This is a genomic window from Pseudomonas sp. PB120 (genome assembly GCF_009761815.1).
Lineage (GTDB): Bacteria > Pseudomonadota > Gammaproteobacteria > Pseudomonadales > Pseudomonadaceae > Aquipseudomonas.
Genome location: NZ_RWIN01000020.1, coordinates 26,906 through 40,332 on the forward strand (window position 1 = coordinate 26,906; position 13,427 = coordinate 40,332).

General features: G+C 59.4%; 11 protein-coding genes. 3 read left to right on the forward strand and 8 right to left on the reverse strand.

Going from position 1 to position 13,427, the window contains the following annotated elements:
• Positions 1–9 precede the first annotated feature (9 nt).
• Positions 10–1,800: a KinB sensor domain-containing domain gene (locus EJA72_RS02905; RefSeq protein WP_157710039.1), complete on the forward strand. Its 1,791-nt coding sequence runs from the start codon at positions 10–12 to the stop codon at positions 1,798–1,800.
• Between the two features lie 7 nt (positions 1,801–1,807).
• On the opposite strand, the gene EJA72_RS02910 is transcribed toward EJA72_RS02905, so the two are convergent.
• The 7 genes from EJA72_RS02910 to EJA72_RS02940 form a co-directional block, all read right to left on the reverse strand.
• A complete protein-coding gene (locus EJA72_RS02910) occupies positions 1,808–3,421 on the reverse strand; it encodes an EAL domain-containing protein (RefSeq protein ID WP_157710040.1) in 1,614 nt (537 codons plus the stop codon).
• A 75-nt stretch (positions 3,422–3,496) separates the two neighbouring features.
• The gene (locus EJA72_RS02915; protein ID WP_157710041.1) at positions 3,497–4,276 is read right to left on the reverse strand and encodes an N-acetylmuramoyl-L-alanine amidase; all 780 of its coding nucleotides are present in this window, start codon (positions 4,274–4,276) and stop codon (positions 3,497–3,499) included.
• 102 nt (positions 4,277–4,378) lie between these two features.
• A complete protein-coding gene (locus EJA72_RS02920) occupies positions 4,379–6,424 on the reverse strand; it encodes a GGDEF domain-containing protein (RefSeq protein WP_157710042.1) in 2,046 nt (681 codons plus the stop codon).
• The gene (locus tag EJA72_RS02925) at positions 6,421–7,299 is read right to left on the reverse strand and encodes an endonuclease/exonuclease/phosphatase family protein (RefSeq protein ID WP_157710043.1); all 879 of its coding nucleotides are present in this window, start codon (positions 7,297–7,299) and stop codon (positions 6,421–6,423) included. Before EJA72_RS02925 ends, EJA72_RS02920 begins: the two co-directional genes overlap by 4 nt.
• A 14-nt stretch (positions 7,300–7,313) precedes the next feature.
• The gene (locus EJA72_RS02930) at positions 7,314–7,955 is read right to left on the reverse strand and encodes a thiol:disulfide interchange protein DsbA/DsbL (RefSeq protein ID WP_157710044.1); all 642 of its coding nucleotides are present in this window, start codon (positions 7,953–7,955) and stop codon (positions 7,314–7,316) included.
• 200 nt (positions 7,956–8,155) lie between these two features.
• Positions 8,156–8,767, reverse strand: coding sequence for a cytochrome c4 (locus EJA72_RS02935; RefSeq protein WP_054617181.1), 612 nt, complete (start codon positions 8,765–8,767; stop codon positions 8,156–8,158).
• Positions 8,768–8,813: 46 nt separating this feature from the next.
• The gene (locus EJA72_RS02940) at positions 8,814–9,104 is read right to left on the reverse strand and encodes a cytochrome c5 family protein (RefSeq protein WP_027926152.1); all 291 of its coding nucleotides are present in this window, start codon (positions 9,102–9,104) and stop codon (positions 8,814–8,816) included.
• Between the two features lie 191 nt (positions 9,105–9,295).
• Here EJA72_RS02940 and yihA point away from each other — a divergent pair, with 191 nt between their 5' ends.
• Entirely contained in the window at positions 9,296–9,952 is a 657-nt protein-coding gene (yihA, locus tag EJA72_RS02945; protein ID WP_157710045.1) for a ribosome biogenesis GTP-binding protein YihA/YsxC, read from the forward strand.
• Positions 9,953–10,239: 287 nt separating this feature from the next.
• Here yihA and polA read toward each other — a convergent pair whose 3' ends face one another.
• A complete protein-coding gene (polA, locus tag EJA72_RS02950; protein WP_157710046.1) occupies positions 10,240–13,011 on the reverse strand; it encodes a DNA polymerase I in 2,772 nt (923 codons plus the stop codon).
• 74 nt (positions 13,012–13,085) lie between these two features.
• On the opposite strand from polA, the gene EJA72_RS02955 reads away from it, so the two are divergent.
• Entirely contained in the window at positions 13,086–13,376 is a 291-nt protein-coding gene (locus EJA72_RS02955; protein ID WP_157710047.1) for a DUF2782 domain-containing protein, read from the forward strand.
• Positions 13,377–13,427 lie beyond the last annotated feature (51 nt).

Consider the following 13,427-nt stretch of genomic DNA (forward strand, 5'->3'; position numbering starts at 1 on the left):
TTGCTTGCGATGAAACTGGCGATGAAGTTGCGGACCCGGCTTTTTCTGAGTATTTCCGCACTGATCACCGTGGCGCTGCTCGGGCTGTTGCTCGGGTTGGTCAGCGTGATGCAGATGGCGGGGAGTCAGGAGGCACTGGTCCGCAATAACTTCGTCACCCTGGACCTGGGGCTCAAGCTGCGTCAGACATTGGGCGATCAGTTGATCCTGATGCTCAATAACAAACCTGACTCGGAGGCGTTCGAAGCGTCGAAGCAGCATTATTTCCAGTTGCTCGATGAAGGGATCGCCCATGAACGGGGCGGTGAGGGCGGCGCGTACGGGTTTTCCCGCGCCAAGGATGATTACCAGGTTTTTCTGCAGGCGCTGGACCAGTCGGCCGACACCACCCACGTGCTCACGGGCAACGAGGCGCTGACCGAGAAATTCAACGCGCTGCGCAGCGGCTTGATTGCCGAGCACAAGCGAGCGCTGGACAGCATCAATGAAACGCAACGCCAGGCACGGGATCGGGCACTGCTGATTGCCGGGTTGCTGGGGTTGGTCGGGCTGGCCGTGCTGATCATCGGCTTCGTCACCGCCCATGCGATCGCTCGACGCTTCGGCGCACCGATCGAAGCCTTGGCGCAGGCTGCGGACAACATCGGTCAGGGCAATTTCGAAGTGACCTTGCCGATTTCCTCGGCGGTTGAAATGAACCAGCTCACCAAACGTTTCGGCATCATGGCCGAAGCGTTGCGTGAGCATCAGGCGACCAATATCGATGAGCTCCTGGCCGGCCAGCAGCGATTGCAGGCGGTGCTCGACAGCATCGACGACGGTTTGCTGATGATCGACCGTGAAGGCAACCTGGAGCACCTCAACCCGGTTGCGCAGCGACAGTTGGGTTGGGACGACGATCGCCTGGGGCAGGGCTTGGGCAGCGCCCTCGAGCGCCCTGAACTCGATGCGCAGCTGCAACTGGTATTGCGCGGCGGCACCCTGGAACGTGCGCCGGAGGACTTGAGCATTGAGGTTGATGGTGAGTCGCGTTTGCTGACCTACAGCCTTACGCCCGTCAGCCATACGCAGGGCCATATTCTCGGCGCCGTGATGGTGCTTCATGACGTTACCGAACAACGAGCCTTTGAGCGGGTTCGCAGTGAATTTGTACTGCGCGCTTCGCATGAGCTGCGAACGCCGGTTACGGGCATGCACATGGCGTTCGGTCTGTTCCGCGAGCGTGCACATTTTGCCGCGGACTCGCGTGAAGCCGACCTGCTGGATACCGTTAATGAAGAAATGCAGCGCCTGATGCAGTTGATCAACGACTTGCTGAACTTCTCGCGTTACCAGAACGGTTTGCAGAAACTCACGCTGGCACCCTGTGCGATTGATGAGTTGTTGGAGCAGGCTCAGGCGCGTTTCGCCGACTCCGCCGCGCAGAAGGGCATCGAGTTGCTGGTAGAAGTGCAAGGGCCACTACCGTGGTTGCAGGCGGACAAAGCGCAGTTGGACAGGGTGCTCGATAACCTGATCGATAACGCGCTGCGTCATACCGCTTCCGAAGGGCAGATACGCCTGCAGGCGCGGCGCCATGGCGAGCGGGTGATCATCAGCGTCGAGGACAATGGCGAAGGTATTGCCTACGGTCAGCAGGGACGGATATTCGAGCCCTTTGTACAGGTTGGCCGTAAGAAGGGTGGCGCTGGGCTTGGTTTGGCGCTGTGCAAGGAAATCGTGCAGTTGCATGGCGGCCGGATGGGCGTTTATTCGCGACCGGGGCAGGGCACTCAGTTTTACATGGCACTGGCGGTTTAAGGCGCGCTCACGCTTCATCGTCCAGGCGACGGGCAGCCAATCGGCGGCCACGGGTAATCAGTTCGATAAATTGTACCGCGCTCAGCGCACGAGCAAACAACCAGCCCTGACCGAACTTCACGCCTTCGCTGCTGAGAAACGCCACTTGGGCTTCATGTTCGATGCCCTCGGCAATCACTTTAAGGTGCATTGACTGGGCCATGTGGATGATATGCGGCGCCACACCGCTGCTCGCGGCGTCATGCCCCAGCGCGTCGATAAAGGCCTTGTCGATTTTCAGGCAATCCACTGGCAGGGTTTGCAGGTAGGCGAGGCTGCAATAGCCGGTGCCGAAATCATCGATCAGCACTTGATGTCCGACATCGCGCAAGGCTTGCAGGTTTTCCCGGGCGATTTCCACATCAATCAATCCCCGCTCGGTCACCTCAAAGGCAATTTGCCTGGCCGCCACCCGGTGCAGGATCAGCAGGCGTGCCATCACTTGGCCGATGCGCGGCACCATGACATCGCACGCCGCCAGGTTGACCGAGATGTATAACTGCGGATTGGCCCGCAGCAACTGCCCCAACTGCTCAAGCAATCGTTGCAGGACGAAGTCGGTCATCTGGCGGATCTGGCCGGTGTTCTCCGCCATCGGAATGAACAGGTCGGGACTGGTCAGGGTGCCGTCCGGCCTTCGCCAGCGCAGCAACGCTTCTGCACCGACACAGTTGCGGCTGTCGAGGTCGAAGATCGGCTGATATAACACCTGCAATTCGCCTCGCCGGATGGCGCCAGTGAGTTCGGCGTCCAACGACTGGCGTTGACGCGCCAGCAGAAACACCACAAAACCTACACAGGTGCCCAACGCCAGGCTGGCCGGAAGCAACCACCACCAAACGGCAGGAATTTGCATGCCGGTGCGCGGGCTGATCAGCACCAGTTGATATTCCGGGTTGTTGGTCGGCATGCGATAGATCAAGCGCGATTGAGTGACTTGCAGGGCATCGCGGCTTTTCGGTTCCCAGTGCTCGATCGGCGGCCAGACTTGCGGCGCGCCGAGTACCGGAATCGCGCGAGTACCGCGGTCGAGCACCACCAGCAGGCTGCTTCCCGGTGACAGGTCGACCATGTCGGTCAAATGCCCGCGAGAGGTGGCGACACGAAAGTTGCCGCGCCCGAGCATCAGCGCGGCACGGTTTTCATCCGGTTCGGTGGTGGTGTTCAACCAGTAGCTGTAGGTCGGACCTTTGATGTCCGGTTTGCGTGTCAGCGACAGCCCTTCCTGGCGTGGCCGGTTGGAGCAGATTCGCGAAGCGTCCATGTAAGCGGCTTCGTAGACGAAACGGTAATTGAAACTGACCTGCTGCAAGGTCGCGATCATTTCGTCGTCGCAGCCCCTGAGCGGCTGAGCTTCCAGGTCGTCGAGGCTTTCGCGCAGTTGCCAGAAGAGTTGCTCCAGGCGCGCAAGAAATCGCTCACCTTGAGCGTTCATTTCCTGGCTTTCGTTTTGCTCGACCTGATGCATTGCGATGAAAAAGCTGCCGGCCATCAACAACGTCGTGCTGAAGACAGCCGCCATCATCGCCAAAAACCAGGGACGATAGAACCAGCTTCGCAATGTCTCTCGAGCAGCAGTCATACGTAATATCCGAAGAATTACCAATGAGTTATAGCTGTTACTTGAGAAAAAGCCCTTACCGTCGGGCGGTCGTCATTATTTTGTCTGATTAAGTACCTGAAGGAGCGCAGCCGTTTGCGCGTCCGGGGTGCCATCGAAATGTGAGGGTCGGAAATGCATCTGAAACGCGGCGATCACATGGCGGGTCGCGACATCCAGTTCGCCGGTTTGCGGCGTGGCATAACCCAAGTGCGCCAGCTGGGCCTGGTACCAGCTAATGCTGGGTAGTTGGGTCTCGAACTGAGCTTGCTGGCGCGCCACGACTTGTTCGTTCGGCCAGATCCCGATGCCTTCGGCAGCCAGTCGTTTCCAAGGGAACAGTGGGCCCGGATCAAGCTTGCGCAACGGTGCGATGTCGCTGTGGCCGATGATGTTGTTGGGGTTGATCGCGTAACGCTTGTTGATGTCCTTGAGCAGTACGATCAACGACTGGACCTGGGCTTCGCTGTACGGATACCAAAGGCGTCCGGTCGGCGTGTCCTTGAAGCCCGGATTGACGATTTCGATACCGATGGAGCTGGAGTTCAACCAGGTCCGGCCTTGCCACTCGCTCTCGCCGGCATGCCAGGCCCGCAGGTTTTCATCCACCAGTTTGAAGATCGTGGCGTTCTTGTCGTCGCCGATCAGGTAGTGGCTGCTGACTTCGCCATGGGTCAGCAATTGCAGCGAGCGCTCCATCGACGCGGAGGTGTAGTGGACCACCACGAACTGGACTCTGCTGTCGTGGTTGGCCGAAGGATGACTTATGTCGTACCGGGGGCCGGTGGCGCAACCCGCCAGCAAAACCAGCGACACGATAATGGCAAGAAATTTCATGGCAGAGGCAATACACGCAAGACAATAATGCAACAGTGTAACGTACTGCCTTGCACTCGCACGGCCAACTCGATGCTTTAAACAAAATGGAACACTTAAGCGTCAGCCCAGTTCCACCCGGTTACGGCCGGCGTGTTTCGCGCGATACAGCGCCTGATCGGCTCTTTTAAGCACAAGATCGCTATTTTCGCCGGGTTTGAACGCGGTCAGGCCCATGGAGATCGTGATGGTGACGGGCTCACCCTTGAAGTGAAAAGGGCACGCCTCGATCGCTGCGCGCAGGTTTTCCAGCAGTTTCACGCCGGCCGCCGGAATCGTCCCCGGCATTAGCAGGACAAACTCTTCACCACCAAACCGGGCGATGAAGTCGGTCCCGCGCAGGCGTTTGCGTAGTACGGTGGCGATTATTTTCAGCACCTTATCGCCTGCCAGGTGGCCATAGTTGTCGTTGATGCGTTTGAAATGGTCGAGGTCGAGCATTGCCAGTAACAGGGTATTGCCGTGTCGCTGCCACTCGCCGATTTCCTGTTCCAGCCGTTCGCTCCAGGCCGCTCGGTTGGGGAGGCCGGTCAGTGGGTCGATCAAGGCTTTCTGGCGTTGTTCTTCCAGATGCTCGCGGTAACCCAGGGCTTCCTGCTCCATGTGGGCAACCCGTTCGGCCAGACTTTGTAAGCGGTTCGCCACTTCGTGTTCGCGCTCATCGCGTTGCTTCTGGTAGTGATCCATCGTGCCGAGCAGGCCTTCGAGATGGTTTTCCAGGACGTGCTTGAGATCGTCCAGATCGGCCGCGTCGTGCATGCTGCTTTGCAGGCCGTCGACCTGCTCACGAATCTGCGTGTCCATGGCGCGCGCGGCCGAACGACTGTCTGCATGGCCATCGCTGGCGGCTTGCAGGTTGTTCTGGAAAGACTCCAACCGTTCGTTGAGCTGTTGCAGGTAGGCTTCGAACTCGTGCTGACCGCTGTCGTTGATTGCCAGCATCAAGGTGGCGAGATCATCGAGAATGGGCAGTAATTCGTACCAGTTCAAACCGTTTTGCAGGCGATCGCGCATGGCTTCGGCTTGCGGTCGATGACGTTCGGGTAGCGTCAGGTCGTCCAGCAGCCCCAACAGCGTGTCTTCGATGTGCTTGGCCACCGAGCTGTAGGACGGCTCGGGCGAATCGGGGAGGGCGTAGTGAATATCGTCTTCGGTGTGTTCCGGATCGAGGGGCGCCGTTGCTTCCGGCAGGGCGACGGCGGGTGGTGGGCTATCAGGGTGGGTCGTCGGGGTCAGCTCGTCTGGGTTGCTTTCTAAATGAGGCGGCGCTGGTGCGATTGCAGGCTCTTCAGAGATTTCTACGTCGACCGGCGCCTGTGTCTCCTTGGCGTGTATTTCGCGGTGCTCGGGCTCAATGACCTGAGGGACGAAGGCTACGACGGTCGGGGAGGCTGCTGGTTCGGATCGCATTTCGAGAGCTGGCGCTACTGGTTCGGCAACGTGTTCAGCGGGCACCACAGGTTGCGGATCGTCAGCAGTGTGCGCGAGATCGACGGTTGCCTCCGGGGTCGTTGCTGCCGCCGCGTGCTGGGGCGGGGGCGGCTGCACCGCGATGGCATCAGATTGAGGGGCCAATTCATCGGCTTCGCGGTGACCGAACAACCGCTGCAGGAAGCCTGGGCGATCGGGCTCCGCAGGGGTTTCCAGCTGGCTCAGGGCCTTGCCCTGCAGCCCGCTCAGCTCACTCAGCAGCAATGGCATTTCGCGCACCTGGCTGACGCGAGCGTCCAGGGTTTTGGCGAAATTCTTGAGAGGCCGGCTCACTTCCCGGGGCAGCGGCAGGGTTTGCAGCTGAGTGACCAGCGCGGTCAGTGCGGCGCTGGTCTGGTTGACCCGGGTTTCCCGGCGCTGTTCGGAGTCGAGCACGGCTTTTTCCAGCCGTGGAATCAGCGCGGCCAGCCCGGCGTCCATGTCGTCGGTGCGCACAACCTCGCGCATTTCCTTCATGCACTGGTCAACGGCGCGGTCGGTGCCTTCCGCCGCCAGGGTGCTGCGTACCAGCCCGCGACGCAGCAGGTCGAGCCGGGCGTCCCAGCGACGTTCGAGCTTTTCCTGTTGTTCGATGCTTTTGAGGTACTTCTCTTTCCAGCGCTGTGTTTCGTCGCTCATTCATGGGATCCGCGAGGGGCAGGACTCAACGCGGGCAATGCATCAGCCGTGAGCGAACCCGGCAGACGAATCTCAACCGCGACCGGCAGGTGATCGGAAATGGGTTGAGCCAGCACCTGGACCTTTTCAAGGGTCAAGGTCGGGCTGAGCAGAATATGGTCCAGGCAGCGTTGCGGGCGCCAGCTGGGGAAGGTCGCTTCCAGTTGCGGCGCGAGCAGGCCGAGGTCACGCAACGGGGAGTTTTGCAGCAGATCGCTGGCATGGGTGTTCATGTCGCCCATCAACACCTGGTGTTTGTAGCCGCCGATCATTTCGCGGATGTACGCCAGTTGCATGCTGCGGGTACGCGCGCCCAGCGCCAAGTGCATCATGACCACCACCAGCGCCTCCGGACCTTCGCCGAAGCGTACCAGGATCGCCCCGCGGCCCTTGGGTCCCGGCAGCGGATGATCTTCAATCGCCCATGGGCGCAGGCGGCTGAGCACGCCATTGCTGTGCTGGCCGAGGCGACCGAGGTTGCGATTGAGTTGTTGATACCAGTAGGGGAAGGCGCCGAGCTGGGCCAGGTGTTCGACTTGATTGATGTAGCCTGATCGCAGGCTACCGCCATCGGCTTCCTGCAAGGCGACCAGGTCGAAGTCGCCGAGCAGATTGCCGATCTTTTGCAGATTGTCGGCACGCCCGGTGTGCGGCAGCAGGTGCTGCCAGCCGCGGGTCAGGTAGTGCCGATACCGCTCGGTGCTGATGCCGACCTGGATATTGAAGCTGAGTAGCCGCAGACGACTGTCTGCGGGCAGCCCCGTGGATTCCAGGTGGTGTTCATTGACCTGCGGATCATGCAGTCCAACGATGCGTTCAGTTCCCCAGCGGCGCATGGCGGGCCCCGCGCTTAGTTGGCGGCAGCCTTGTTAGCCGCTCGCTCTTTGTCGACCAGTTTGTCGGCCAGTTGCAGTGCTTGTTCGGCACCGCCGGCAGAGCCCACGTCAAAGCGATATTTGCCGTTGACAATCATGGTTGGGACGCCGGAAATTTCGTACTTCTTGGCCAGATCGCGGGCCTGAACGATCTTGCCCTTGATGGCGAAGGAATCGAAGGTGGCCAGGAACTTGTCCTTGTCTACGCCTTGGGTGGCCAGGAAGTCAGCCATTTCGTTCTTGTCGACCAGCTTCTTGTGTTCCTTCTGGATCGCATTGAACACCGCCGCATGAACTTTGCTTTCTACGCCCATGGCTTCAAGGGTCAGGAACATCTGGCCGTGTGCGTCCCATGGGCCGCCAAACATGGCCGGAATGCGCACGAAGTTCACGTCGGACGGCAGTTTTTCAACCCACGGATTGATCACCGGCTCGAACGCGTAGCAATGCGGGCAGCCGTACCAGAACAGCTCCACGACTTCGATCTTGCCAGGCACTGCGACCGGGACCGGATTGCTCAGTTCGACGTAGGGTGCGGCGGGTGCTTCGGCGGCTTGGGCAGTCATGCCGAACAGGCTGGCAGCGACGAGTGCGGCGCTGATGATCAGATTACGCATGCTTTACTCCTGGACAATTTTGGTCGCCTCGCGCGACCTGTTTTCAGACAGGTCATGGCGGGCTTGAGTTCTGTAGTGTAACGGCAGCGGCCACAAAAAAGGGCGGCCTGAGCCACCCTTTTTATACTTGCTGCGACGGATTAATAGAGCGTTAACGTTGCAGGAGATGTATGTCCCGCGCGGCGCCCGATTCGCCGGTCTTAGTGCAGGCCCTGAATGTAGCTGGACACCGCTGCGATGTCTTCGTCGCTCAGGCGTTTGGCGATGGTCTGCATGGTTTTGGTGTCGCCATCGTTGTTGCGACCGCCTTCTTCCTTGCGGAAATCGGTCAGTTGCTTGGCGACGTATTGAGCGTGCTGGCCACCGAGGTGCGGGAAGCCGGCCGCCGCGTTGCCTGCGCCATTTGGTGAGTGGCAACCGGTGCAGGCTGGCAGGCCCTTGGCCAGGTCGCCGCCACGGAACAAGGCTTCACCGCGAGCCACGACTTTCGGGTCGGCGGCGCCAACGCTGCCTTTCTGGCTGGCGAAGTAGGCGGCGATATCGGCCAGGTCCTGATCGCTCAGGTTGGTCAGCAGGCCGGTCATTTCAAGTACCGTGCGCTTGCCGGACTTGATGTCGTGCAACTGCTTGTTCAGATAACGCTCGCCCTGACCTGCCAGTTTCGGAAAGTTTGGCGCCATGCTGTTGCCATCCGGGCCATGACAGGCGCCACATACTGCGGCTTTCGCCTGACCAGCAGTCGCATCACCTGCAGCATGGGCAATGCCGGAGATCCCCACGGTTAACAGCAGACTCACGATCAATTTGTTCATCAGCTAATCCAACTACGGCTAAGGGTTAAAGAGTTATGGACCGGGATCACTCGCTCATCCAGTGGATGATGGCCTGGTAATCCTCGGCACTGCAGTCCATGCACAAACCACGCGGCGGCATCGCCTTGAAACCCTGGGTCACGTGTTGCACCAGCGTCTCCATACCTTTCGCCAACCTCGGCGTCCAAGCTTCCTGATCGCCCTTTTGAGGCGCCATGGGTAGTTGGCCGGAATGACAGGCACCACAAACACGGTTGTACACAGCTTCCGGATCCTGTGTAGCCTGAGCGCTGTAAAGCGGTATCAAGACACCGGCAGCTAGCAGCCATTTCGTCATAAAACGACCTTTTCAGGGTTGAGAGCTTTCTGCGTTCTAATGCGCAATCAAGGTCAAACGCTCTCGTGAACTTCATCCTACGCTGGGACAAAGCGCACACAAAATCTGCGGCATTATATACTGGCGTCACTGAAACGGAAACGACACCGCTTGCCGCGTCCATTCCCGGCGCCGCCCACATCGGAAATCCCATGCAACTCAAGAATCCCATCCTCGGCCTGTGCCAACAGTCCACCTTCATGCTTAGCGCTGCCAAAGTCGATCAATGCCCCGACGACGAAGGCTTCGAAGTGGCCTTCGCCGGGCGTTCCAACGCCGGTAAATCCAGCGCGTTGAACACCCTGACGCATGCCAGCCTGGCGCGGACCTCGAAAACTCCGGGTCGCACGCAACTCTTGAACTTCTTCAAGCTAGACGATGATCGTCGTCTGGTCGACCTGCCGGGGTACGGTTACGCAAAAGTACCTATTCCGTTGAAGCTGCACTGGCAGCGTCACCTGGAAGCTTATCTGGGTGGTCGCGAGAGTTTGAAAGGTCTGATTTTGATGATGGACATCCGTCATCCAATGACAGATTTCGACCTGCTGATGCTGGATTGGGCTGTCGCCAGCGGCATGCCGATGCACATTCTGCTGACCAAAGCGGACAAGCTGACCTACGGCGCGGCGAAAAACGTCCTGCTCAAGGTTCAGTCGGATATCCGCAAAGGTTGGGGCGATGCCATCAGCATTCAGCTGTTTTCGGCGCCAAAACGCCTGGGCCTGGAAGAGGCCTATACTGTTCTGGCGGGCTGGATGGCGTTGGCGGACAAAGGCGCAGAGATTGCTCAGCCTGGCGTGGAAGGCTAAACGCCGGGCAAAAAAAACCCCGGACTTCTTATGGGGAGGGGGAAGTTCCGGGGTTCAAGTTCTAGACCGCTAGGGCGGGGTCCAGATATCTGCCAACACTTAACACAACATTAGGAGCATCGAAGGGCTTCACCAGCCTTTCAGTAACTCTGAGTAGCCGATTGCAAAATTAGTTCAGATTATTTTCGAATGCGTTTGGAATAACCCCAATCGCCTTCCGAACTAAGCACTCTTCAACGGTTAGCGCCGCGGCATTGTGCCGCAGCGCAAGCGTCCTTTCAGGCGGCTCAGTGAGCCTCGTCCCAGTTATTGCCTACTCCCACTTCGACCAGCAGCGGCACGTCCAGTTTCACGGCGTCGCTCATGTGCACCCGAATTTCTTCCCGCACCTGATCGACCAGGTCTTCGCGCACCTCAAGCACCAGTTCATCGTGCACTTGCAGGATAACTTTGGCATCCAGGCCAGAAGCGGTCAGCCAGTTGTCCACAGCCACCATGGCTTTCTTGATGATGTCTGCCGCGGTGCCTTGCATCGGGGCGTTGATCGCGGTGCGTTCAGCGCCTTTGCGCAAGGCCGGGTTTTTCGCGTTAATTTCCGGCAGGTACAGGCGACGACCAAAAATGGTTTCGACGAAACCCTGCTCGGCAGCCTGCGCACGGGTGCGCTCCATGTACGCCAACACGCCAGGATAACGGGCGAAATAACGGTCGATGTAAGCCTGGGATTGCTTGCGATCAACGCCAATCTGTTTGGCCAGGCCAAACGCGCTCATACCGTAGATCAAACCGAAGTTGATCGCCTTGGCGCTGCGCCGCTGGTCAGTGGTGACCTGCGCCAGTTCAACCCCGAAGACTTCAGCGGCCGTGGCTTTGTGCACGTCCAGGTCATTGCGGAAGGCGTGCAGCAGGCCTTCGTCCTTGGCCAGGTGCGCCATGATCCGCAGTTCGATCTGCGAGTAGTCCGCAGCCAACAGCTTGTAGCCTTTGGGTGCAACGAACGCCTGACGAATCCGACGGCCTTCGGCGGTGCGGATAGGAATGTTCTGCAGGTTTGGATCGCTGGAGGACAAACGCCCGGTCGCCGCGACAGCCTGATGGTAGGACGTATGGATCCGCCCCGTGCGCGGGTTGATCTGCTCCGGCAAGCGGTCGGTGTATGTGCTCTTGAGCTTGCTCATCGAGCGGTACTGCATCAGCACTTTGGGAAGCGGGAAATCCTGTTCGGCCAGCTCCGCCAGCACGGCTTCGGCGGTCGAAGCCTGGCCCTTGGCGGTTTTGCTGAGAATCGGCAAACCGAGTTTTTCGTACAGGATCACACCCAATTGCTTCGGCGAACCCAAGTTGAACTCTTCCCCGGCGATGGCAAACGCCTCACGCTCGAGGGCGACCATTTTTTCGCCCAGCTCAACGCTCTGGATGCCCAGGAGGTTGGCGTCTACCAGCGCGCCCTGGCGCTCGATCCGCGCCAGCACCGGCACCAGCGGCATTTCGATTTCGCTCAATACCCGGCTCAGGCTTGGAATGGCGTTGAGCTTTTCCTGCAAGGTTTGATGCAGGCGCAGCGTCACGTCGGCATCTTCGGCGGCATAAGGCCCGGCCAGCTCCAGCGAGATCTGATCGAAGGTCAACTGCTTGGCGCCCTTGCCGGCGATGTCCTGGAAGCTGGTAGTGGTGTGATTCAGGTACTTGAGCGCCAGGCTGTCCATGTCGTGGCGAGTCGCGGTGGAATCCAGCACGTAGGACTCGAGCATGGTGTCGAAGGCGATGCCTTGCACCGTGATACCGCAGCTCTGATCACCGCCGATGGCGCAGTTAGCCAAAATGTTCATGTCGAACTTGGCGTGCTGGCCGACTTTGAGTTTGTTCGGGTCTTCCAGAATCGGTTTCAGCGCGCGCAACACCGTGTCGCGATCCAGTTGATCCGGCACGCCCATGTAGGAATGGGTCAGCGGGATGTAGGCCGCTTCGTTGGCTTGTACAGCGAACGACAAGCCGACCAGTTGCGCCTGCTGCGCATCGATGCCAGTGGTCTCGGTATCGAAGGCGATGAGCTTGGCGTCGTTGAGCTTCTTCAGCCACAGGTCGAAATCGGGCTGGGTGAGGATGGTCGTGTATTTGAGTTCGGTGTCGACGACAGCTTCTTCGGCCACCGGTGCCGCCACTTCCTGACCCGAGCGCTTGGCATCGCGCTGATTCTCGTCGAACCAGCTCTTGAACTCGAGCAGTGTGTAGAGCTCGGCCAGCTTGTCGTGATCGGGCTTGCCCATTTGCAGGTCATCGAGGCCGATGTCCAGTGGCACATCGATCTTGATGGTCGCCAACTGATAGGAGAGGAAGGCCATCTCCTTGTGCTCTTCGAGCTTGGCCGGCAAGGTTTTTGCGCCGCGAATCGGCAGGGTCGGGACGATGTCGAGCTGCGCGTAAAGCTCTTTCAAACCGCCGTTTACGCCCACCAGCAGGCCGGACGCTGTCTTCGGGCCGATGCCCGGAACGCCCGGAATGTTGTCGGACGAATCGCCCATCAGCGCCAGATAATCGATGATCTGCTCGGGAGCGACACCGAATTTCTCCTTCACGCCCTCCACGTCCATGCTGCTACCGGTCATGGTGTTGACCAAGGTAATGTGGCCGTCGACCAACTGCGCCATGTCCTTGTCGCCGGTGGAAATGATAACCGGGCGATCTGCGGCGGCGCTGCTGCGGGCCAAGGTACCGATCACGTCGTCGGCTTCGACACCTTCGACGCACAGCAGAGGGAAGCCCAGGGCTTTTACGCTCTGGTGCAGCGGCTCGATTTGCACGCGCATGTCGTCGGGCATGCTCGGACGGTTGGCCTTGTATTCGGCGTACATGTCATCGCGAAAAGTCCCACCCTTGGCGTCGAACACCACGGCGAACGGACTGTCCGGGTACTGCTTGCGCAGACTCTTGAGCATGTTCAGCACGCCCTTGACCGCACCCGTCGGCAGACCTTTGGAAGTGGTCAGCGGTGGCAGGGCGTGAAAGGCGCGGTACAGATAAGAAGAACCGTCCACCAGGACGAGGGGGGCTTGGCTCATGAGCAGGATCAACCTTTTCGGCGGGTCCGGCGCTAGAATAGCGGGACCGTTGACGACAAAGGGACAAGGTTATCATGCGCACACTAAATCGCCTGTTGCTGGCTGGCATGTTTGCAATCACTCCACTGGCCGTCATGGCGGCGGACGATGCACCGACGCCCGAGCCGGAAGTCACGATCCGCACGGAGGGCGACAAGGTCATTCAGGAGTACCGCCAAAACGGGTTCCTGTATGCGATCAAGGTCACGCCAAAAGGCGCACCCCCGTATTTTCTGGTGCGGGCGGACGGTACCGATGCAAACTTCATCCGCTCGGATCAGCCGGATATGCTGATTCCGTCGTGGAAAATATTTGAGTGGAAGTAGTTTCTTAATTTAAATCGGCGCTGGCTCAGCAGCAGCGCCCGTACTGGCAGT